Genomic DNA, 21,960 nt, shown 5'->3' with positions numbered 1-21,960 from the left:
ACGGTCCCGGACGGGGGCGCAACGCAAAAAGAGGCGGCGGCGCCAAAAAGTTTCGGGCTTGCGCCCTCCCCGTCCCGGCGACGGTCAGAAGTCGCGATCGATCACGAAATCAATGACTTCCAGCAACGCCTGCTTGATCGGGCCGTCGTTGAACAGGCCCAGGCTGTCGCGGGCGATCGAGCCGTAATGGCGCGCGCGCTCCACCGTGTCCTTCAGCGCGTTGTGGCGGGCCATCAGCGACTGCGCCCGTTCGAGGTCGCCGTCCTTCTGGTCGAGATCCTCCATGACGCGGCGCCAGAAGGCGCGTTCCTCGTCGTTGCCGCGGCGGAAGGCCAGGACCACCGGCAGGGTGATCTTGCCCTCGCGGAAATCGTCGCCGACGGTCTTGCCCAGCTTGGCCTGAAGCGCCGAATAGTCCAGCACGTCGTCGACAAGCTGGAAGGCGATGCCCAGGTTCATGCCGTAATCGTAGAGCGCCATCTCCTCCGCCTGCGGGCGGGCGGCGACGACGGCGCCGACGCGGCAGGCGGCGGCGAACAGTTCCGCCGTCTTGCCCTTGATGACCTCAAGATAGGCCTGCTCGCTGGTCTCGGTGTCGTTGGTGGTGCGGAGCTGCAGGACCTCGCCCTCGGCAATGATGGCCGAGGCGCCGGACAGGATGCGCAGCACATCGAGCGACTGCACCTCCACCATCATCTCGAAGGCGCGGGAGAACAGGAAGTCGCCGACCAGAACGCTCGCCTTGTTGCCGAACACCGCGTTGGCCGAGGCCATGCCGCGGCGCAGGTCGCTTTCGTCGACGACATCGTCGTGCAGCAGCGTGGCGCTGTGAATGAACTCCACCACCGCGGCCAGCAGCCGGTGATGCTCCCCCTTGTAGCCGCACATGTTGGCCGCGGCGAGCGTCAGCACCGGGCGCAGCCGCTTGCCGCCGGCCGCGATCAGGTAGCCGGCGAGCTGCGGGATCATCTCGACCGAAGATTGCATCCGGTCGAGGATGATCTGGTTGACTGCGCTGAGGTCCTCGGCCACCAGAGCGGTCAGGTCGTCGAGCGGATTAGACTTGCGCCGTTTGGGCTCGAAGTTGGTCACGACCGCCAAGGTCGACTCCACGGGTGATTGACGCCAGAAATTGCGCTAGGGAGCATAACGGCCTAGCCTCTTCGGTCAAGTCCGCAGGGGACCGTTCTTTCGAGACGCCATGACCGAACTGCTGCGAACCACCGACCCCGTCCGCCTGTCCTGGCTGGTCGCCCTGCTGGCGGACGCCGGGATCGAGGCCGTGATCCTCGACACCCACACCAGCATCCTCGAAGGATCGATCGGCGCCATCCCGAGGCGGCTGATGGTCGATGCCGACGATGCCAACCGCGCGATGCGCATCCTGCGCGAGGCGGGCGAGGCATGAACGGCGCGTCCGAGTCCCGGCCGGATGCCCTGCCGCCGGACGGGCTTCCGCCCGACTCCCTTTCACCTGATTTCCTGCTGGGCGGCCGGGTGCGGCTGCTGCAGCCCGCAAGCGGCTACCGCGCCGCCATCGATCCGGTCTTCCTGGCGGCCGCGACCGCCGCTACCGCCGGCGAGCGGGTGCTGGACGTCGGCACCGGAACCGGCGCCGCGGCATTGTGTCTCGCCGCGAGGGTGCCGGGCGTGACGGTGGTCGGGCTGGAGCAGCGGGCCGACGCCTGCGGCTTCGCCCGCCGCAACGCCGCGCTGAGCGGCCTCGCCGAGCAGGTCGCCGTGGTGGAGGGGGATTTGCTGGCGCCGCCGGACGGCCTGGCGCCGGGCGGATTCGACCGGGTGATGATGAATCCGCCCTACCTGAGGTCCGATGCCGCCAGCCACCCTCCCGACGCCTGGAAGGCGGCGGCGAATGTCGAAGGGGCTGCCGGGCTTCCCGACTGGGTGCGTTTCGCCTCCCGCATGCTGAAGCCGCGCGGCAGCCTGACGATGGTCCACCGCGCCGACCGGATCGACGACATCCTGGCGGCGCTGCAAGGCCGGTTCGGGAGCCTGGTCCTGGCGCCGCTGTGGCCCAGGCCCGGACAGGACGCCAAGCGCCTGCTGGTGATCGCCCGCAAGGGCGGGAGGGCGCCGGCGCGCCTCGCCGCCGGCCTGGTGGTGCACGGCGCGGACGGCGGCTACAGCACCGAGGCGGCGCGGGTGCTGCGCGACGCCGGGGCGCTGGTGTTTTAGCGGGGGCGGAGCCTTTTAAACCACGGACTTCCGTCCCATCTCTGGCGGTATGAGCCTACGATCCTTCCTCGCCAAACTCCCCTTCGGCCCCTGGCGCAAGGCCGGGCCGATGGTGTCCGTCGTCCGCCTGTCCGGCATCATCGGCACGGGCGGCGCGTTGCGCCCCGGCCTGAGCCTCGCGACCGTCGCCCCGCTGCTGGAGCGCGCCTTCGCGCCGAAGGGCCAGAAGGCGGTGGCGCTGATCATCAACTCCCCCGGCGGCTCGCCGGTTCAGTCGGCGCTGATCGCCAAGCGCATCCGCGATCTGGCGGAGGAGAAGAAGGTCCCGGTCTTCGCCTTCTGCGAGGATGCGGCGGCGTCGGGCGGATACTGGCTGGCCTGCGCCGCCGACGAGATCTGGGCCGACGAAAGCTCCATCCTCGGATCGATCGGCGTGGTGTCTTCGGGTTTTGGGCTGCATGCACTGCTGGAGCGGCATGGCGTCGAGCGCCGGCTCTATACCGCCGGCGACAAGAAGGTTCTGCTCGACCCCTTCCTGCCGGAGCGGGAGGATGGCGTCGCCCATCTCAAGGCGTTGCAGGCCGACATCCACGAGGCCTTCAAGGCGATGGTGCGGGCGAGGCGTGGCACCCGGCTGGCCGGATCGGACGAGGAACTGTTCTCCGGCGCCTTCTGGGCCGGGCGACGGGCGAAGGAGCTGGGGCTGATCGACGGGCTGGGCGACCTGCGCGCCGTGATGCGCGGCCGCTTCGGGGAGAAGGTCCGGCTGCGGGTGGTTCAGGCGGAGCGCGGGTTGATGTCGCGCCTGCGCTTCCGGGCGCGACTCGCAAGCGCCCCGGCGCTGGACGCCGGGGCGCTCGGATCGGCGGTGGAAGCGTTGCCGGCCGCGGCGCTCAGCGCCGTCGAGGAACGGCTGGCCTGGGCGCGGCTGGGGCTGTAGCCCGGCCGCGCCGCCGTCAGCGCCGGCCTTTACCGGTCGGCGGTCACGCCGACGGCCTGGATGCCGTAGTCGTCGGCCTGCAGGAAGGTGGCGCGCAGCGGCTTCAGCACGAACAGCGCCAGGATCGCCGCCACCAAGTTGAAGCTGGCGGCGATGTAGAACACCGCGGCCCACCCGAAATGGGCGGCGATCAGGCTGCTGACCGGCACCAGCAGCGCCGCCGTTCCCTTGGCGGTGTAGAGCATGCCGGCGTTGGTCGCCGCGAACTTCGAACCGAAGGTGTCGCCGGCGGTGGCCGGGAACAGGCTATAGATCTCCCCGAAGACGCAGAAGAACAGCGCGGTGAAGGCTACGAACAGCACCGGGCTGCGGCCGAGCTGCGTCACCAGGATGATGGCGACCGCGGCGGTGCCGAAGGCGATGAACATGGTGTTCTCTCGGCCGATCCGGTCCGACACCCAGCCGAAGAAGGGCCGGCCGGCGCCGTCGAGCACGCGGTCGAGCGAAATGGCCAGCGTCAGCGCCGGCAGAACCATGCCGAACAGCGCGATCGGCGACTCGGCGACATGGAAGTCGTGGGCGATCGGCGCGATCTGGGCCGCCGCCATCAACCCGCCCGAGGCCACCATCACGAACATGACGTAGAGCAGCCAGAAGACGGGCGTTCGGATGACGCGGCCCGGCGGATGGTCGACCTTGGTCTGCATCAGGCCGGACTTGCGGGCCGGGCCGGCGGTCTTGGGCGCCTTGCGCAGGAAGAAGGACATCAGGAAGATCACCGCCCCCTGGCCGATGCCGAAGACCAGGAAGGCATGCTCGTACCCGGCGCTGGCGATCATGTTGGCGATCGGGATCACCGTCGCCGCCGCCCCGGCACCGAACCCGGCGGCAGTGATGCCGGCCGCCAATCCGCGCTGGTGCGGAAACCACTTCAGCGCATTGCCGACGCAGGTGCCGTAGACGCAGCCGGCGCCGATGCCGGCCACCACCGCCGCGGTGTAGAGCACCGCCAGCGAGGATGCCATCGAGTCGATCACCCAGGAGGCACCGACCAGCAGGCTGCCGACCAGCACCACGACCTGCGGGCCATAGCGATCGACGAACCAGCCCTCGACGGGGACCAACCAGGTTTCGGTGAAGACGAAGACGGAAAAGGCGATCTGGATCGCTGCACGGCCCCAGCCATGCTTGGCGTCGATGGGATCGACGAACAGCGTCCAGCCATACTGGAGGTTGGCGATCATCGCCATGCACACCAGCCCGACGCTGAGTTGGATCCACTTGTTGGTCAGAAGACCGTTGTTCTCGGTCGTCTCTGTGGTCATGCCCCATAATCCCATTGAGCGTGGGGGTGCCCGGGCCGGGGGATGCGCGACGTCAGTCCGATCCGCGACGGGGCGGGCACCGCATGGGGATGAGTGTGGACCCGAACATTCAGTATCCCAAATACCGGATACGGTATCCGCAGCCGTTTCCCACATGGTGGAATTCCGGCAGGATTCCTGGCTTTCCGGCGCTCCGTCCTTGCCGGGGTTCCGCCATCCCTCCCTTGCGCCCATGGGCGGCAACGCCGATGATCACCGCATCACGGCCGGCCAGGGACTGCACATCCCCGCCCGCACACCGCGCCGGTCATTGTCCGAACCGTCCGAAATGGCGTGCATCAACATCTACACGCCGGCGGGAGCCCATGCAGCGCGTGGCCTCATCCCGGCTCTCGCCGGCCAACAGCGGACCGAGTGACCGGCATAGAGCAATCGGCATCGACCGGGCACCCGAGGACATGGCCAGTGGAGTTCGCGGCAACCGGATCCCCGCCGCCGCCCTGCCCTGTTGGGATGGCCCGGCCGTCAGGCCGCGGAATTCTGCGTCAGCAGCGTCGTCAGCCAGCGGAAGTTGGAGCCGTCACCGGACTGGATGGCGCTCTCCACGACCTGGAGCGCAGTGTTGGGGTCCTGCGGGTCGGGCACCGCGACCTGGGCGGACTGCCCCTCGTCCTGGGCGAACAGCGTCACGGCGCCGACGCCGAGCCGAACGGAAGGCTGCGCGTTCGCCATCACGCCGCCGTCAACGGCAGTGGCGCCGTCGACCGCGCTGGCGCCCCCCTCGCCGACGCCGTTCAGCGTCTCCAGCATCGCCGCGAACTGGCCGGCCAGCGCCCCCGCCTGCCGGGACGCGGACGTCCCTTTGCGCTCCAGGACGTCTTCCGCCCTGATGCGCACGGCTTGCGTGGCCTCGCTGTTGGCCATCATCGACATGGGACCATCCCCTGCGGCTCGTGGCGAACGCCAACCACGAAGCAAGAGTCACGCCACCGTGAAAGGCAAAGGGCCGCAGGAGCCTTCGCGGCTCCGCGGCCCTGTGCCCGGCAAAAAATTCCCAGCCACCCGGCAGAAGTTACCCGCCGGCCGGGCAAGGCTTGCCCAGCCGCCGGACTGCGGGGCGACGGTCAGTCGCGGAAGTTCTGGTACTGAAGCGGCTGTTCGATGCCCAGCCGCTTGACCAGGGCGATGGCGTCCTGGAGGTCGTCACGCTTCTTGCCGGTCACCCGCAGCTCATCGCCCTGGATCGAGACCTGGACCTTCATCTTGCTGTCCTTGATCCCCTTGACGATGGTCTTGGCCAGATCCTGCGCGATGCCCTGCTTGACGGTCACGACATGGCGCAGCGCGTCGCCGGCGGCCCGTTCGGGCTTCGCCGAGAAATCGAGGGCGGCGGCATCGAGCTTGCGGCGGGTCACATAGACGCGCAGCAGTTCCTGCATCTGCTCCAGCTTGGTCGGATCGTCGGCCAGCAGCGTGATGTCGTTCTCGATGCGCTCGACGGTGCATTTCGAGCCCTTGAAATCGAACCGCGTCTCGATCTCGCGGCGGACGCCGGCGATGGCGTTGTCGATCTCGTGGACGTCAGTCTTGGACACGATGTCGAACGACGGCATGGCGGCTTACTCCCTGAAAAACGGCTTTGACCGGATCGGCCGGATGGATCGGCCGCACCGTAAAGAAGACGGCCGCCGCACTCAACAGCGGCCTTCCTCCCCGGCCCGGCCCGGACCTCAGTTCATCTCTTCGGCATAGTGGCAGGCGACCAGCCGCTCGTCGACTGGGCGCAGCGGCGGCACCTCGGCGGCGCAGCGCTCGGTCGCGAAGGGACAGCGCTTGTGGAAGGCGCAGCCCGGCGGCGGGTTGAGCGGCGACGGCAACTCGCCCTTGGGCACCACCCGCTCGCTGCGGAGACCCGCATTCACCCGCGGGGTGGCGGCCAGCAGGATGCGGGTGTAGGGATGGCGCGGCCGGGTGAAGACGACGTCCTTCGCGCCATGCTCGACCGGCTTGCCGAGATACATGACCATCAGCGAGTCGGCGATGTGCCGCACCACGCTGAGGTCATGGGAGATGAACAGGTAGGCGAGGTTCAGCTCCTCCTGCAGGTCCATCATCAGGTTCAGCACCTGCGCCTGGATCGACACGTCGAGTGCCGACACCGGCTCGTCCGCCACGACGACGCGCGGATTCAGCATCAGGGCGCGGGCGATGGCGATGCGCTGGCGCTGGCCGCCGGAGAACATGTGCGGATAGCGGTCGACCTGGTCGGGACGGAGCCCGACCTTGCCCATCATCGCCACCGCGCGCTCGCGCCGCTCGTGCTTTTCCATGGCGGTGTTGATGACCAGCGGCTCGGTCAGGATGGAGCCAACGGTCTTGCGCGGGTTCAGCGAGCCGTAGGGATTCTGGAAGACCATCTGCACCGTGCGGCGCAGTTCCTTCATCTCCGCGGCACTCCGGCCGACGACGTCGCGGCCGTCGTACAGCAGTTCCCCCGAGGTCGGCGGCTCGATCATGGTGACAGAGCGGGCGAGCGTCGACTTGCCGCAGCCGGACTCGCCGACCACCGCCAGCGTCTTGCCCGCCTGGAGCCGGAAGGACACGCCGTCCAGCGCCTTGACCGTCGCCATCGGCTTGAAGGCGCCGCGCTTGACCGCGTAATGCTTGCGCAGGTCGCGGGCTTCCAGCACGACCGACCGGTCGGCTTCCGCCTCGATCACCGGGCTGTGGGTCTCGATGCTCATCAGAATACCTCCCCAGGGATGTCCCCGGCGGCGTGCTGTCCGTCCGCAAGCGGGTAGAAGCAGCGGGCGCGGCCCTGGTCGACGTCGAACAGCGCCGGCCGCTCGGCGCGGCAGCGGACGTCGGCGAAGCGGCAGCGCGGGCTGAACAGGCACCCCGACGGACGGTCGGCGATGCCCGGCACCATGCCCGGAATGGTCGGCAGCCGGCGCTTGCCGAGCGCGCGCTCCGGCAGGGCGTCGAGCAGGGCGCCGGTGTAGGGATGGCGCGGCTTTTCGAACAGGGCGTCCACCGGGCGGGTTTCCGCCACCTGGCCGGCATACATCACGACGACGCGCTGCGCCGTCTCGGCGACCACCCCCATGTCGTGGGTGATCAGGATCAGCGCCATGCCGCGCTCGCGCTGCAACTGGACCAGCAGGTCGAGGATCTGCTTCTGGATGGTGACGTCCAGCGCCGTCGTCGGCTCGTCCGCCACCAGCAGGCGCGGGTTGCAGGCGATGGCGATGGCGATCATCACGCGCTGGTTCATGCCGCCGGAGAGCTGGTGCGGGAAGGCCGACAGCCGGGTCTCCGGCGCCGGGATGCCGACCTGCTCCAGCAGCGAGATGGCACGGCTGCGCAGCGCCTTTCCGGACAGCCCCTCGTGCACCCGCAGGGTTTCCATGATCTGGAAACCGACGGTGAAGCAGGGGTTCAGGCTGGTCATCGGCTCCTGGAAGACCATGGCGACGTCCTTGCCGGTGATCTTCCGGCGCTGGCCGGGCGACATGGTCAGCAGGTCGCGGCCGGCGAACATCATCCGGTCGGCGACCACCCGTCCGTTGGAGCCGAGCAGCCCCATGACGGCCAGCGAGGTCACCGACTTGCCGGAGCCGGACTCGCCGACGATGCCGACGACCTCGCCCTCGTCCACGGTCAGGTCGATCCCGTCCACCGCGCGGAAGGTGCCGGCGCGGGTGGTGAACTCGACCGACAGGTTCTTGATGTCGAGAAGAGGCATGGCGTCAACGTTTCAGCTTGGGGTCGAGCGCGTCGCGAAGTCCGTCGCCCAACAGATTGAAGGCCAGCACGGTCACCAGGATGGCCACGCCCGGCCAGGTGACGACCCAGGGCGCGCGCTGGAGGAACTGGAGGGAGGAGGCCAGCATGGTGCCCCACTCCGGCGTCGGCGGCTGGGCGCCCAGGCCGAGGAAGCCGAGCGCCGCCGCATCCAGGATGGCTGTCGAGAAGCCCAGCGTCGCCTGCACGATCAGCGGCGCCACGCAGTTCGGCAGAACCACGATCAGCATCAGCCGCACCGGACCGGCGCCGGCGACGCGCGAGGCGACGACGTAATCCTTGTTGACCTCCGCCAGCACGGCGGCGCGGGTCAGGCGGGCGTAATGGGGAATGACCACCACCGACACCGCCAGCATGGCGTTCACCAGCCCCGGCCCGAGGATGGCGGCGACCACGACGGCGAGCAGCAGGCTGGGCAGCGCCAGCAGGATGTCCATGGCGCGCATGATCAGGACGTCGGTCATGCCACCGAAGAAGCCGGCAAGCAGCCCGAGCCCGAGCCCGACCGCCAGCGACAGGGTGACGACGATCAGGCCGATCAGCATCGACAGGCGGGCGCCGTACATCAGCCGCGACATCATGTCGCGCCCGATGTCGTCGGTGCCGAGGATGAAGGTCCAGCTTCCCCCCTCCTGCCAGACCGGCGGCGTCAGGATGGCGCTGCGGTACTGGATGTCGGGGTCGTGCGGCGCGATCAGCCCGGCGAACAGGGCAATGACGGCGATCGCCAGGATCACCACCAGGCCGCCCAGCGCGCCCTTGTTCTGCCTGAAGTGATACCAGAACTCGGCCAGCGGATGCGGCGGGCGCGATACCGGAATGGCCGGATCGGCGGCGGGTTCGGGAGTGGTCGAGAGTTCAGTGGACATGGATTCGCCTCACCGCGCGTGACGGATGCGGGGGTTGAGGACGCCGTAGAGCACGTCCACCAGCAGGTTGACCAGGATGACCGAGGTTGCGATCAGCAGCACCCCGCCCTGGAGCGCCGGATAGTCGCGGCGGTTGATCGATTCGATCAGCCATTTGCCCACGCCCGGCCAGGAGAAGATGGTTTCGGTCAGGATGGCGCCGCCCAGCAGCGTGCCGACCTGCAGGCCGATGACGGTCACCACGGGGATCAGCGCGTTGCGCAGGGCATGCAGCCCGATCACCCGGTTGTCGGCCAGCCCCTTGGCGCGGGCGGTGCGGATGTAATCCTCGCCCAGAACCTCCAGCATGGCGGATCGGGTCATGCGCGCCACCACGGCCAGCGGAACCGTTCCCAGCACGATGGTCGGCAGCACCAGATGGCCGAGCGCCGAGCGGAACGCCTCGTAATCCCCGGCCATCAGCGTGTCGATCAGCATGAAGCCGGTCGTCGGCTCCACGTAGTAGACCAGGTCCAGCCGCCCGGACACCGGGGTCCAGCCGAGCTGCACCGAGAAGAACAGGATCAGCAGCAGGCCCCACCAGAAGATCGGCATCGAATAGCCGGTCAGGCTGGCGCCCATCACGCCGTGGTCGAAGGCCGACCCGCGCTTCACCGCCGCCAGGATGCCGGCCGGCAGCCCGACGAGGGTGGCGAAGATCATGGCACACATCGCCAGTTCCAGCGTTGCCGGGAACAGCGTGAGGAATTCGCCGAGCACCGAATTGTGCGTGATCAGCGACAGGCCGAAATCGCCGTGCAGCACATTTCCGACATAGTCGAGGAACTGCTGCCACATCGGCCGGTCGAGCCCCATCTCGTGGCGCAGGGCAGCCAGCCGTTCGGGCGCGATGCCTCTCTCGCCCGTGCGGACCTCGATCGGGTCGCCGGGCACCAGCCGGATCAGGATGAAGGTCAGGAAGGTGATGCCGAGAAAGGTCGGAATCACCAGGCTCACCCGCGTCAGGATGAAGCGAAGCATCGACGGGAACTCATTTTTTAAAACTGCGGTGAATACTGGAACGGAGCGCTGCCTCGACAACGCCCCGTTCCGTCGGAGGCCCGTGCCCCCCTGTCCCGTCCCGGCTCTCGCCGGAACGGGACGATGGCTCTCGAAAGACGGCCCGGCATCCTCTCCCGTCAAGCGGAAGAGTGCGGGGATCGGCCGTCAACGCCTGCCCATCCCCGCGGCAACAGAGTCCACGTCCCCCCGGGTTCCGGGGCGACCCGGCCTCACTTCAGGTCGACGCTCTCAAAGCGGTGGACGCCGAACGGGTCCATCTTGTAGCCGACGACGTTCTTGGCGAGGCCCACATACACCACCGAATGGGCGACGGTGTACCAGGGGGCCTCCTCCTTGAAGATCACCTGCGACTGCTCGTACAGCTTGGTGCGGGCGGCCACGTCGTTGGTGCGCTTGGCCTGGACGACGAGGTCGTCGAACTCCTTGTTGCACCACTTCGACAGGTTGTTGCCGCCCGGACGGGCCGCCTCGCACCCCAGCAGGGTGTAGAGGAAGTTGTCCGGATCGCCGTTGTCGCCGGTCCAGCCCATCATGCCGAGCTGATGCTCGCCGGCCTGCAGGCGCTTGCGGTACTCGCCCCACTCGTACTGGACGATCTTCGCCTTGATGCCGACCTTGGCGAGGTCCGCCTGCATCATCTCGGCGATGCGCTTGGCGTTCGGCATGTAGGGGCGCTGCACCGGCATCGCCCACAGGTCGGTCTCGAAGCCGTTGGGGTAGCCGGCCTCGGCCAGCAGCTTCTTGGCCCGCTCGACGTCGTAGGGATAATCCTCGATGGAGTCGTTGTAGGACCACATGGTCGGCGGGATCGGGTTCTTGGCCGGCACGCCGGCCGCCTGGTACACCGCCTCGACCATCGCCTTCTTGTCCATCGCCATGCTGACGGCGCGGCGGACCCGCACGTCGTCGAACGGCTTCTTGGTGACGTTGAAGGAGAGATAGCCGACGTTCAGCCCTTCCTGCTGCTGCACGACGATCGACTCATCCTTCTTCATGGCGTCGATGTCGGCAGGGTTCGGGTAGGGCATGATCTGGCATTCGCCGGCCTTGAGCTTGGCCAGCCGGACGGCGGCATCCGGCGTGATGGCGAAGACGAGGTTGTCCAGCTTCTGGCGGCCGCCCCAATACTGCTCGAACGCCTTGTAGCGGATCACCGCGTCCTTCTGGTAGGCGACGAACTGGAAGGGGCCGGTGCCGATCGGAACCTGGTCGATCTTCTCCAGCGTGCCCTTCTTCTGCAGCGCCTGGGCGTATTCCGACGACATGACCGCCATGAACGGCATGGCGAGATCCGCCAGGAACGGCGCCTCGACCGTGTTCAGGGTGACCTTGACCGTCAGGTCGTCGACCTTCTCGACGGACTTCAACAGCTTGGGCATCGCCATGTCGTTGAAGTAGTCGTAGGCTCCGCCGGACACCTTGTGATAGGCGTTCTCGGGCTTCCACTGGCGCTCGAACGTGAACAGCACGTCGTCGGCGGTCAGGTCGCGGGTCGGCTTGAAGTCATTGCTGCTGTGCCACTTCACCCCGGCGCGCAGCTTGAACGTGTAGGTCAGGCCGTCGTCGGAGATCGTCCAGGATTCGGCAAGGCCCGGCACCACCTTGGTCCCGCCATACTCGAACTGGACCAGGTTGTTGTAAACGGGCAGCGCAACATCGAAGCTGGTGCCTGTCGTGTTCAACATCGGGCTGAAGTTCTCGGGGCTACCCTCGGAGCAATAAACAAGGGTCTTCGCGGCCTGGGCCGGCGCCGTCAGCGCCAGCGCCGCGGCCATACCAAGCCCGGCACCCAGCAGGATGCGCTTCATTCGTCTTGCCTCCCGATTCCGGTTGAAGCGTTGAAGTGGAATTTGCCAAGTCGCCTTTGGAAATAGTGCCGCCATTTGGCGCGTGCCCAAGGCGCCTGTCAACGCCAACATGCATATGTGGCTATAGCGTACCATGCGGCTGATTTTATGGCGACATTACGACGCTGGGGGCACGAAACCGGGCCCGGAAACGAAAGAGCCGCAAAGCCGATGATCCGGTTGACCGAAAGGGAAGCCTCCTTCCCCACCGAATCAGCAATCCCGCTCGCAGCCCGCGAAGCCGCGACGGGAAGGACACGGTAGGGGGCAGCCATGCAGCGCCGTCGTGCAAGGTGGTATCGGTGGCCATGCTAGGGTCGCCCCCACGGCGTCGCCGTCCACCGCGAGCATGACCGATCGATGCCCACCCCGTTCCGCTCCGGTCCGCTGGCCGCCTACAGCCTCTACCTGACCGGGTCGGCCTTGCTGGCCGCCAACCCCGTGGTCGGCAGGGCGGCAGCATCCCTGGTGCCGCCGGTCGGGCTCGCCTTCTGGCGCTGGCTGATCGCCTTCCTGATCGTGCTGCCCTTCGCCCTGCCGGGTCTGCTGGCGCACCGGCACCGCCTGCGGGCGGACTGGAAGCGCTACCTGCTCCTCGGCGTGCTGGGGCAGGGCATTTCCGGGGCGGTGGTCTATTACGGACTGCAGCGCACCAGCGCCACCAACGCCAGCCTGATCTACGCGACGAGTCCAGCGATGATCCTGGCGCTGGCCGCGGTGTGGCTGGGCGACGCGATCCGGTCCCGGCAGGTGCTGGGAATCCTGCTGGCGATGACCGGCGTGCTGGCGATCCTGGCCCGCGGCGACCTGGAAGCGCTGCTGCGCCTTTCCTTCAACGGCGGCGACCTGCTGGTGCTGGCCGGTGCGGTGTCGTGGTCGGTCTACACCATCCTCCTGCGGCAGTCCGGCGCCCCGCTGCCGGTGGTCACCGCCTTCGCGGCCAACGCGCTGGCCGGAGTGCTGGTTCTGGCGCCCTTCTATGCCTGGGAAACCGTGGCCGTGCGGTCGGTGCCCTTCACGACGGCGACCGTGCTGTCGATCGTCGGGGTCGCGCTGTTCGCGTCGGTCCTGGCGCTGCTGGCCTACCAGAAAACCATCGAGATGATGGGGGCCGCACGCGCCTCCACCGCGCTGTACGTCTCGCCATTGTGGGCGGCGCTCGCCTCCTGGCAGCTTCTGTCCGAGCCGCTGCAGGGCTTCCACCTGGTGGGCGTGCTGCTGGTGCTGCCCGGCGTGACCCTCGCCACCCTGCCCGCCCGCGGCCCGGTGGCGCCTGCGGCGGCTGAGGCCGGCTGACGAGGCTGCCTGATCGGCCGGCCTGCGGATTGTCTGGCGCGGCCGTCTCCCCACCTATCCTGCGTCAGCCCTCCGCAATCGAGCCCCGTCACCCATGCCACCCACTCCACCGACCGCACTGCTGCTCTGTGCCGACGACTACGGCCTGGCACCCGGGGTGAATGCCGCCATCCGCGAGCTGATCGCCGCCGGCCGCCTCACCGCGACCTCGGTGATGAGCCTGTGCCCGCACTGGCGGCCGGGTGCCGCCGCCCTGCGCGACCTGAAGGAAAAGGCCGATGTCGGCCTGCACTTCACCCTGACCGACCAGCCGCCGCTGGGCGCGATGCCGCTGCTGGCTCCCAAAGGCACGCTGCCGGCCTTGGGACGGCTGATGGGATGGGCCTACGCCGGCCGCCTGTCCGGTCCGGCCGCGCGCGCCGAAATCCGTGACGAGCTGTCACGGCAGATCGCCGCATTCGCCGATGCCTGGGGAGCGCCGCCCGACTACATCGACGGCCACCAGCATATCCATCAGTTGCCGGGCATCCGCGACGCGGTGGTGGAGGCGCTGGCCGCCCTGCCCGGCGCCTATGTCCGCCTGTGCGCCGAACCGGCGACGGCGATCCTGCGCCGGGGGGTCGCAGTCCCGAAGGCCCTGCTGATCGGGGGGCTCGGCAGGGGGCTTGCCCGCATGGTGCGGGACCGTGGCATCCCGGCCAACAACCGCTTCGGCGGGATCTATGATTTCGCGAACGCACGGCCCTTTGCCGAGCTGATGCCGCGTTTCACCGAGGGCCTGTCCGGCCGCCCCCTGGTGATGGTCCATCCCGGCCTGCCCGACGAGGAGCTGCGCCGGGTCGACAGCCTCGTCGAGCCGCGCCGCGCCGAATACGACTATCTCAGGAGTCCCGGTTTCGCCGCCCTGCTGGACCACCGCAACATCAGGCTGAGCCGGTTCGGCGGGCTGCCGCCCTGAGCCGCCCGCCGGAACGCCGGCCCGAAAGCCGGCTCGCCGCCTGTCACCGCCCGTCCTCAGGCTCCCAGGCACGGCGGCGGAGCTTGAAGCGCTGGACCTTGCCGGTTTCCGTCCGTGGCAGGGCATCAAGGAATTCCACGGCGCGCGGGTACTTGTAGGGCGCGATGTGCTCCTTGACGAAGCCCTGCAGTTCCTCGGCCAGATGATCGTCGGCATGGAGGCCGTCACGCAGGACGATGAAGGCCTTGGGGATGGTGCCGCGGACGGGATCGGGGGCGGCGATCACCGCGCATTCCTGAACGGCCTCGTGGCTCAGCAGGATGTTCTCGACCTCAAGGCCCGAGATCTTGTAGCCGGCCGAAACGATCAGGTCGTCGGTGCGGGCGTGGTACCAGAAGAAGCCGTCCTCATCGACGTGGAAGGCATCGCCCGTGAGGTTCCAGCCCTGCTGGACATAGCTTTCCTGGCGCGCATCGTCGAGGTAGAGGCAGCCTGTCGCCCCGCGCACCGCCAGCCGCCCGACCTGGCCGGGCGGAACCCGGCGGAACTGGTCGTCGACGACCATCGCCTCGTAGCCGGGAACCGGTTTCCCGGTGGAGCCCGGACGGACATCGCCCGGCACCGCGTGGAGCACAGCGTTCAGAAGCTCCGTGGTGCCCAGGCTGTCGAGGATCTCCAGCCCGGTGGCCTCCCGCCAGCCCTCGAAGGTCTGCTGCGGCAACGGCTCGCCGGCGGAAACGCACAGGCGCAGCGACCGCAACCCCTCGACGAGGGCCGGGTCCTCGGCCATCCGGCTGATCATGCCGCGATAGACCGTCGGCACCGTGAACATCATCGTCGCCCTGTGGCGGGTGGCCGCCTCAAGCAGCCGGTCGGCGGTTCCGCGCTCCAGCAGGATGACCGAGGCGCCGATGCGCAGGGGAAACAGCAGCAGGCCGCCGATGCCGTAGGCGAAGGCCAGCGTCGGAGAGCCGCAGAACACGTCGTCCGGCCTCGTCCCGAGCAGCGAGCGCGGCGACAGGTCGGAAATGGCCAGCAGATGGCGGTGAAGGTGCGCCGCCGCCTTCGGCGTGCCGGTGGTGCCGGAGGTGAAGGCGATCAACGCCACGTCGTCGTTGGCGGTGTCAGCCGCCGTGAAGCCGGCGGGCTTGGTGGCGATGCGGTGCTCCAGCTCGCCGTTGCGGAAGCCGACGATGCGCAGCGACGGCGCCGCAGCCTCCTCCAGATCGTCCAGGAAATGGGTGTCGCACAGCGCCATGTCGATCGACGCGCGCTTCAGCATGTCCGCAAGTTCCGGCGCCCGCAGCAGCGGCATCGTCGGCACCAGGACGCCGCCGGCCTTGATGACCGCAAGCCAGCAGGCCGCGAGCATCGGCGTGTTCGGCCCGCGCAGCAGGACGCGGTTGCCGGTGACCAGCCCGTAATCCTCGGTCAGCACGCGGGCGATGCGGTCGACGGTGTCGCGCATGCGCCCGTAGCTCCACACGTCGCCGTCGCCGCCGATCAGGCAGGGCCGCTCGTCCCAGCCACGGTCGCGCCAACCGTCGATCAGGGCGGAGGCGGCGTTCAGCCGCTCCGGATACCGCAGTTCCGGACGGTCGAGAATCAGGTCGGGGCGTTGGGAGGGAGGCGGGAGGCGGTCGCGGGCGAACCCGTCCCGATGTCCGGTCCTGGCCATCGCCGGCACACCCTCGCCGCGCTGGCCATCTGGGCGCTGGCCCTCTGTGCGTTGCCCCTCTGTGCGTTGGATGATGGGAACGGCAAGGGGTGCATGATCGGCGAGCGGACCTGGCCGCCACACACGCGGTTCAGACACGACCATGCCATCGGCCGGCGCGAAAGCGCATCCCTTCATGGGCAATGCTCCATCTCCCCCCGCGGAGGACGTGTGCTTACGCCCCCGTCTTTTCTTTATGCCCCAACTATAGTGCCGGGTGAGGAGGATGAGCCATGCAACGAACGAATGGTGGATGCACCATCAATCGCCATTCCTGCCGGGACAACTGTCGGAAAACGGCGAATTTCTGTTGGTCAGACCCGCGTTGCATTCCAAATGGACAGGTTTTTATGGCGGCAATCAGCCATTCCGCAGATACTGGTCGATCTCGTCCTGTTCCATGACATGGGCGGTGCCGTGAATGATCCCGTTCGCGACCTGGATGATGCGGTGGATCATCGCGGCCGAGGACTGGCAGTCGAGACGCAGCTTTTCCGGATCACCGCCGTCGATGTCGGTGCGCATGCGCTCAAGGGTGCGGCCGATGACCTGGTGGGCTTGGGCGATGGTATCCTCGAACGGCCGCCGGAACTTCGACGGCACATGCTCGTAGGCTTCGATGGCCAGCTTCCGGTCGGAAAACCCGCTGTCGTGGAAATGCTCGGAATAAGTCTTAGGCTGCCAGATCAGGCACTCCTCGAACATGTCGGGCATGTCGGGGATCATCTCGATCAGCATCACGATTTCGTTGAAGTGATTGAGATAGTCGGTGGCCAGCAAAGTCTTTTCGGAAATGTTCGTTCCCTGCACGCGCTCGCGCCACCGGGAATAATCCGCCAGTTCGTCCGGCGGGATGCCCTCCATCAGGGACCGATCCAAATCTTGCTCTTCCATGCGAGAAACCCGGACCCGATGCGGCAGCCTGCGAGGCGGAACCGACTGCTTGGGGGCCGGTGCAGGCCCGTCCGCGCCGTACACCCTTTGCACCGCAAACCGTGAGCCGATGTCCTTAACGCCCGATTAAACCCGTTGCAAGCCCCGGCTTGTGACGAATACCGATTGACGGCGGGAACACGGCCGGGGAAATGCAGCCCCGCGCTCACCGTACCGCATCCGCCCCGCCAAGCCGGGATCGGGCAGGAAGGAAGCGCCCGAAAAATTCCGCCGCCGGCGCCGTCCTGCTGTTGTGCGGCGGCATCCGGCGGCGTCAGGTTATGGCGGTTCAGGGAGGAATCACACCAGTGCCATTCCAAACAGGACGGGCCGGGATTGGTTCCTGGGAGCAGAGACCATGAACGGGGCGCGCCGCCGACCGGCGTTTGCCGACAAGAACCGCGCCCCGGAAGAATGTCGCCGAAAGAAATACGCGCCGGCCTGGGGGAGGCCGGCGCGTTCGAGGATCGGGAACACTCGCCTTGCCCTCGCGCACCCGATGCCGGGGCCGGAGGGCGATACCAGAGTGCGCAGCTAAGCCTTTCCGAACGGTTAAGACTCTACATCCGGTTCCCCCTATGAGGGACGGAAGCGGCCGCCGCATCCCTGCCCTTCAGGCATGAGCCTCCAGACTCCGCAACTATCTCTGCGGAGTAATCCAAAGCAGGTATCTCCAATAAATCTTTCGGGTTCACTCCCGATTGGCCGTGGACTGCGCCATATGAATTCGACCGTTGCGGGTCGGGATGCGTCAGTCTGTTCTTCGGGACGGCGTCACGTTCGGCAGCGCAAGCACCGCCGTGATGCCAGCCGGAAATGCCAGCCGGGGCGCAGCGGCCCGGTGGATGCCACCAGAGGCGCCGACCGCGCCCGACGCCAGTCGGGACAGCGGTCCGGAGCCGGAAGCCAGGAACACGCGCCGCAGAAAAGGCACGGGGAGAGAGATGGAGCAGTACACCGGTCACTTCATGCAGCATTTGCCCTACCTGCGCCGCTACGCCCGCGCGCTGACCGGGACGAACGGACGCGGGGACGCCTTGGTTACCCGAACCCTAGAGTGGTATCTCGAGGCCGACGAGGTCGAGGACGGGAAATCCGACCTTTCCCGCGGCCTGCTTTATCGCCATCTGAACAAGCTGCAGGACGAGGAAGGCCTTCCGCCCTCCATCGCGCCCTACCATCCCGTCGAGTCCGCCCTGGCCACGCTGGACGAGCTGGACCGTCGCCTGTATCTGCTGGTCAACCTGGAAGACCTGCCCGTCGGCGATGCCGCCGCCGTGCTGGATCTGCCGCCGGAAGAGGCGATGGAACGGCTGAACCACGCCCGCGAGCGTGTCCGGGCCCGGCTGACCGCCACCATCCTGATCGTCGAGGACGACGCGATCATCGCGTATGATCTGGCGGAAACCGTGCGCGGCATGGGTCATATCGTCTGTGGCAACGCCGCGACGATGGACGAGGCGCTGGCGCTGGCCGCCGAACACCGGCCGACGCTCGCCCTGATGGACATCCGCCTCGCCGACGGCGACAACGGCCTGGAGGTGGCGCGCGAACTGCGGGCCCGGCGCTTCCTGCCGGTGATCTTCGTCACCGCATTCCCCGACGACCTGGCCAAGCATGGCCTGGAGCATCTGGGTCCGGTGATCCCGAAGCCGTTCACCCGCGACCAGATCGAGCAGGCGATCACCCGCGCCGTCTTCATGCCCCAGCCGGAAGACGCACGCGAGACGGCGCAGCCCCACTGAGGGGCCGCGACCGGCCCGCAGGGGCGGCGTAAAGCGACAGGCTGGCGCCGGGGCCAGAGGAGTACGACCGGCTTGCGCCGGGGCCAGAGGAGTACGACCGGCTTGCGCCGGTCAGCGGAAAACCACCGTCTTGTTGCCGTTCAGGAGCACCCGCTGCTCCACATGGAAACGGACGGCACGGGCCAGCACGATGTTCTCGATATCACGCCCGATGGCCACCAGGTCGTCGGGCGTCATCGTATGGTCGACGCGCTCGGCCTCCTGCTCGATGATCGGCCCCTCGTCGAGGTTCGAGGTCACGTAGTGGGCGGTGGCGCCGATCAGCTTCACGCCGCGGGCGTGGGCCTGGTGATAGGGCTTGGCGCCCTTGAAGCTCGGCAGGAAGCTGTGGTGGATGTTGATGACCCGGCCGGCCATCCGCTCGCACAGCGCCTTCGAGAGCACCTGCATGTAGCGGGCGAGCACCACCAGATCGACCTTCTCCTCCTCGACGATCTCCAGCAGGCGCGCTTCCTGCTGCGCCTTGTTTTCAGGGCCGACGGGCAGATGGTGGAACGGGATGTTGTGCCAGGCGGCCAACTGGTAGAAATCCCGGTGGTTGGAGACGATCGCCGGGATCTCGATCGGCAGGTAGCCGGTGCGGTACCGGTACAGCAGGTCGTTCAGGCAATGGCCGAACTTCGACACCATGATCAGCACGCGCGGGCGGCGCCGGGCATCGTGCAGCTTCCAGGTCATCGCGAAGCGCTCCGCCACCTGGGCGGCGAAATCGGCTTCGAGCTGCGCCTGGGACGGGCCGGCGGCACCGGCATTGAAGCTGATGCGCAGGAAGAACAGCCCCGAGATCCGGTCGCCGAACTGGGCGCTGTCGATGATGTTGCAGCTCCGCTCCGCAAGGAAGCCGGACACCGCGTAGACGATGCCGACGGTATCGGGGCAGGAAATGGTCAGAATATAGTCGGAGCCGGTCTCAGACATTGCGCGTCCACCATGACGTACAGCATGAAAAGGGGGAGGCTTCCCTAGCACGATCGTTGCGGCGTTGCATATGCTTCATGTGTAGGTCTGCCTTCATCCGCGGCTCAACCGGCAACACGGCGCCCTTGGCGCCGGCAGCCCGGCGGTGCGACAATCCCCGCCGGCGGTCCCGGTCCGCCACCCCGATCCCACTGCAAGGCAGGCTCACCCATGACAGGCGGCGGCAAGATCATCGGCGAATACAGCAAGGGCAAGGTCGACAAGCTGCTGACGGCCGACGCCGCCGACAGCAGCCGCAGCCAGCGCATCCGCCATTTCCTGGAGAACATGGACGCCGCGATCCTCGAAGCCAATTGCGAGGTCATCGGGCGGGAACTGCCGAACCTGAACCGGCAGTCGATCCTGCGCATGGCGGTGCGGGTGGCCGAGTTGCGCGCCGACTATATCCGCGCCGGCCTGTCGGCCTCCGAAGCCCGGCATCCCGATCCCAAGGCCGTCGCCGAGCTTGCCCGGCTGCGGTCGGCCTACGAGGAAATGCTGGCGGTCTACGAGGCCGCCGAGCGGGTGATCGAGCGCGGCTACGTCAAGCTGGAGTAGGCCTATGCCCGGGCAGGACCTCCGCGGGGGCGCCCCGCGTCTCCGCCGCCATCCCCCGCCTGCGCTTCCGGCGATAAAATAAAAACCCCCTCCCCGGCTTGCCGTGGGGAGAGGGCTCGACCATTCATGCGATCAAGTTCGGCTCAAGGCTGCCGGTGCGGAACCGGCATCTCAGACGTCGTTGAAATGTTCCAGTTCGCGGCGCAGGCTGCTCGCTTCCTGGCGCAGGCCGACGATCCGGCGGGCGTCGGGGCTCGGCTGCTGTTCTTCGCGCTCGAGCTTGTCCTCAACTTCGCGCTGCTCTTGCCGGATGATGTTGAACAAGGCTTTTCTCAACATCGACACCTCCCGAGCTGGATCGCTAAATTTTAGCGCTTTCCCAATCCGTCATCAAGCAACCAAATGGCTTCGGTCACCAAGCAACCATTAAAATCTGTTGAATCCTCGTCAGTTCAAGTCTGACTCGGTTAGCGGAGGATCACAAATATTCAGGGATGGTAATCTGCGCGGCCTTGACAATACTTTTTCGCTGACGCATTGGTTAACGTGAACCGACTGAGCGAGGGTGCCTTGCGGCCCTGCCCACTGGCGCCCCCTGTTTGACCTCTCCTCCCGCGCGGTGCTTTTCGTCATGGACCCCGACACGGACCCTGCCGCCGCAACGGCGACCGATCCGGCCCCAGATCCGTCCCTAGATCCGTCCGGCGTTCCGGCCAGTGTTCCCGCCCCCCTTGCCACGGTCGCCAGTGCCAGCGCCACCGCCGTTGACCGGCGGGCGGTGCTCGGTCTCGGCAAGCTCTGGCTGACCGGCTTCGGAGTGGCCGGGCTGGCGCTGGCCCAGCCGCTGCGGTCGGGGGCAGCCCTCGCGGCGCAGCGGCGCCCCGACCGCAAGCCGGAGTCTCCAGCAAACGCCCGCCGCCTGGTGATGCTCGACCCCGGCCATGGCGGCAACGACCCGGGGGCCATCGGCACGCGGGGGACCTTCGAGAAGGACGTCACGCTCGACATCGCCCGGGAGACGGCCCGCGCGCTGGCGGACCGTCACGGCGTCGCCGCCAGAATGACCAGACAGGACGACCGGTTCCTGGCGCTCGACGAGCGGGTGGCGCTGGCGCGCGAAGCCGGGGCGGACCTGTTCGTGTCCATTCATGCGGACAGCGCCCCCACGGCCGACGCCCGCGGGCTGTCGGCTTACATCCTGTCCGAAAAGGCCTCCGACGCGTTCGCGTCGAGGCTCGCCCAGCAAGAGAACCAGGCCGACCGCTTCGGCAAGCCGGGCGCGGCCGGCAGCAGGGTCCTGAAGGACATCCTGCTGGACCTGACGGCACGGCATACCCGCACCGCCTCGCTGGCTGCCCGCCAGTTGCTGGTCGAGGGCGCCGGCCGGGAGCTGCATCTGTTGGAAAACCCGATGCGTGCCGCCAATTTCGCCGTCCTGAAGGCGCCTGATGTGCCGTCGGTCCTGGTCGAAACCGGCTTCCTGTCCAATCCGCGGGACGAGGAGATCCTCTGCGATCCGGCGGCCCGGCGCGTGGTCGCCCGCATCCTCGGGCGGGAAATCGCCAAGGTCCTTTCCAGCCCAGCTTTCGCCTGATTTCGTCCCGAAACTGTGCGGGGGCCGGCCGCCGCAACAGCGGTGGAAAGCCCTTCGCAGCCGCAGCAACTGCAACATCCGTGCATCACCTCGGGACAA

At 67.7% G+C, this 21,960-nt stretch carries 21 protein-coding genes; 8 read left to right on the top strand and 13 right to left on the bottom strand.

Annotated elements, in window-relative coordinates:
- Positions 1-84: 84 nt before the first annotated feature.
- Positions 85-1,101 carry a polyprenyl synthetase family protein gene (locus J2850_RS07785; RefSeq protein WP_209980351.1) on the bottom strand — a complete coding sequence of 339 codons (1,017 nt, stop codon included), beginning with the start codon at positions 1,099-1,101 and terminating at the stop codon, positions 85-87.
- Between the two features lie 100 nt (positions 1,102-1,201).
- On the opposite strand from J2850_RS07785, the gene J2850_RS07780 reads away from it, so the two are divergent.
- Genes J2850_RS07780 through J2850_RS07770 form a run of 3 tightly spaced genes read left to right on the top strand, consistent with a single transcriptional unit; the run spans position 1,202 to position 3,136 of the window.
- The gene (locus J2850_RS07780) at positions 1,202-1,408 is read left to right on the top strand and encodes a putative signal transducing protein (protein ID WP_209980348.1); all 207 of its coding nucleotides are present in this window, start codon (positions 1,202-1,204) and stop codon (positions 1,406-1,408) included.
- The gene (locus J2850_RS07775) at positions 1,405-2,196 is read left to right on the top strand and encodes a tRNA1(Val) (adenine(37)-N6)-methyltransferase (RefSeq protein ID WP_209980346.1); all 792 of its coding nucleotides are present in this window, start codon (positions 1,405-1,407) and stop codon (positions 2,194-2,196) included. The genes J2850_RS07780 and J2850_RS07775 overlap by 4 nt, the downstream gene beginning before the upstream one ends.
- A 49-nt stretch (positions 2,197-2,245) precedes the next feature.
- The gene (locus J2850_RS07770; protein WP_209980344.1) at positions 2,246-3,136 is read left to right on the top strand and encodes a S49 family peptidase; all 891 of its coding nucleotides are present in this window, start codon (positions 2,246-2,248) and stop codon (positions 3,134-3,136) included.
- 29 nt (positions 3,137-3,165) lie between these two features.
- Here the strand turns inward: J2850_RS07770 and oxlT are convergent, their stop codons facing one another.
- The 8 genes from oxlT to J2850_RS07730 form a co-directional block, all read right to left on the bottom strand.
- Positions 3,166-4,461, bottom strand: coding sequence for an oxalate/formate MFS antiporter (oxlT, locus tag J2850_RS07765; protein WP_209980342.1), 1,296 nt, complete (start codon positions 4,459-4,461; stop codon positions 3,166-3,168).
- Between the two features lie 525 nt (positions 4,462-4,986).
- On the bottom strand, positions 4,987-5,394 hold the full coding sequence (locus J2850_RS07760; protein ID WP_209980340.1) for a hypothetical protein: 408 nt from the start codon (positions 5,392-5,394) through the stop codon (positions 4,987-4,989).
- A 191-nt stretch (positions 5,395-5,585) separates the two neighbouring features.
- Positions 5,586-6,074 carry a YajQ family cyclic di-GMP-binding protein gene (locus tag J2850_RS07755; protein WP_209980338.1) on the bottom strand — a complete coding sequence of 163 codons (489 nt, stop codon included), beginning with the start codon at positions 6,072-6,074 and terminating at the stop codon, positions 5,586-5,588.
- Between the two features lie 117 nt (positions 6,075-6,191).
- Positions 6,192-7,205, bottom strand: a complete 1,014-nt coding sequence (locus J2850_RS07750) for a peptide ABC transporter ATP-binding protein (protein ID WP_209980336.1) — start codon at positions 7,203-7,205, stop codon at positions 6,192-6,194.
- A complete protein-coding gene (locus J2850_RS07745; RefSeq protein ID WP_209980334.1) occupies positions 7,205-8,206 on the bottom strand; it encodes an ABC transporter ATP-binding protein in 1,002 nt (333 codons plus the stop codon). Before J2850_RS07745 ends, J2850_RS07750 begins: the two co-directional genes overlap by 1 nt.
- Before the next feature lie 4 nt (positions 8,207-8,210).
- Positions 8,211-9,134: an ABC transporter permease subunit gene (locus J2850_RS07740; protein WP_209980332.1), complete on the bottom strand. Its 924-nt coding sequence runs from the start codon at positions 9,132-9,134 to the stop codon at positions 8,211-8,213.
- 9 nt (positions 9,135-9,143) lie between these two features.
- Entirely contained in the window at positions 9,144-10,154 is a 1,011-nt protein-coding gene (locus J2850_RS07735) for an ABC transporter permease subunit (protein WP_209980330.1), read from the bottom strand.
- A gap of 251 nt (positions 10,155-10,405) precedes the next feature.
- Positions 10,406-12,004 carry an ABC transporter substrate-binding protein gene (locus J2850_RS07730; protein WP_209980328.1) on the bottom strand — a complete coding sequence of 533 codons (1,599 nt, stop codon included), beginning with the start codon at positions 12,002-12,004 and terminating at the stop codon, positions 10,406-10,408.
- Positions 12,005-12,403: 399 nt separating this feature from the next.
- On the opposite strand from J2850_RS07730, the gene J2850_RS07725 reads away from it, so the two are divergent.
- Together J2850_RS07725 and J2850_RS07720 are read left to right on the top strand one after the other, a co-directional pair.
- On the top strand, positions 12,404-13,339 hold the full coding sequence (locus J2850_RS07725; protein WP_209980326.1) for a DMT family transporter: 936 nt from the start codon (positions 12,404-12,406) through the stop codon (positions 13,337-13,339).
- Positions 13,340-13,433: 94 nt separating this feature from the next.
- Positions 13,434-14,297 (top strand): ChbG/HpnK family deacetylase, encoded by an 864-nt coding sequence (locus J2850_RS07720; RefSeq protein WP_209980325.1) that lies wholly within the window; start codon positions 13,434-13,436, stop codon positions 14,295-14,297.
- Between the two features lie 43 nt (positions 14,298-14,340).
- On the opposite strand, the gene J2850_RS07715 is transcribed toward J2850_RS07720, so the two are convergent.
- Complete coding sequence (locus J2850_RS07715) at positions 14,341-15,975, bottom strand: AMP-binding protein (protein WP_209980323.1); 1,635 nt, start codon at positions 15,973-15,975, stop codon at positions 14,341-14,343.
- A gap of 399 nt (positions 15,976-16,374) precedes the next feature.
- Complete coding sequence (locus J2850_RS07710) at positions 16,375-16,878, bottom strand: hypothetical protein (protein ID WP_209980321.1); 504 nt, start codon at positions 16,876-16,878, stop codon at positions 16,375-16,377.
- 1,013 nt (positions 16,879-17,891) lie between these two features.
- Between J2850_RS07710 and J2850_RS07705 the strand changes: the two genes are divergently transcribed.
- A complete protein-coding gene (locus J2850_RS07705; RefSeq protein ID WP_209980319.1) occupies positions 17,892-18,692 on the top strand; it encodes a response regulator in 801 nt (266 codons plus the stop codon).
- Between the two features lie 111 nt (positions 18,693-18,803).
- On the opposite strand, the gene purU is transcribed toward J2850_RS07705, so the two are convergent.
- On the bottom strand, positions 18,804-19,670 hold the full coding sequence (purU, locus tag J2850_RS07700) for a formyltetrahydrofolate deformylase (protein ID WP_209980317.1): 867 nt from the start codon (positions 19,668-19,670) through the stop codon (positions 18,804-18,806).
- A gap of 210 nt (positions 19,671-19,880) precedes the next feature.
- Between purU and J2850_RS07695 the strand changes: the two genes are divergently transcribed.
- The gene (locus J2850_RS07695) at positions 19,881-20,267 is read left to right on the top strand and encodes a hypothetical protein (RefSeq protein WP_209980315.1); all 387 of its coding nucleotides are present in this window, start codon (positions 19,881-19,883) and stop codon (positions 20,265-20,267) included.
- Positions 20,268-20,438: 171 nt separating this feature from the next.
- Here the strand turns inward: J2850_RS07695 and J2850_RS07690 are convergent, their stop codons facing one another.
- On the bottom strand, positions 20,439-20,606 hold the full coding sequence (locus tag J2850_RS07690) for a hypothetical protein (RefSeq protein WP_209980314.1): 168 nt from the start codon (positions 20,604-20,606) through the stop codon (positions 20,439-20,441).
- Positions 20,607-20,898: 292 nt separating this feature from the next.
- On the opposite strand from J2850_RS07690, the gene J2850_RS07685 reads away from it, so the two are divergent.
- Positions 20,899-21,861 (top strand): N-acetylmuramoyl-L-alanine amidase family protein, encoded by a 963-nt coding sequence (locus J2850_RS07685; protein WP_209980312.1) that lies wholly within the window; start codon positions 20,899-20,901, stop codon positions 21,859-21,861.
- Positions 21,862-21,960: the final 99 nt, after the last annotated feature.

It is taken from the genome of Azospirillum picis (genome assembly GCF_017876115.1).
GTDB classification, from domain to species: Bacteria; Pseudomonadota; Alphaproteobacteria; order Azospirillales; family Azospirillaceae; genus Azospirillum; species Azospirillum picis.
The sequence above is the reverse complement of the archived record's forward strand: the minus strand, read 5'-3'. Positions and strand labels throughout refer to the sequence as shown.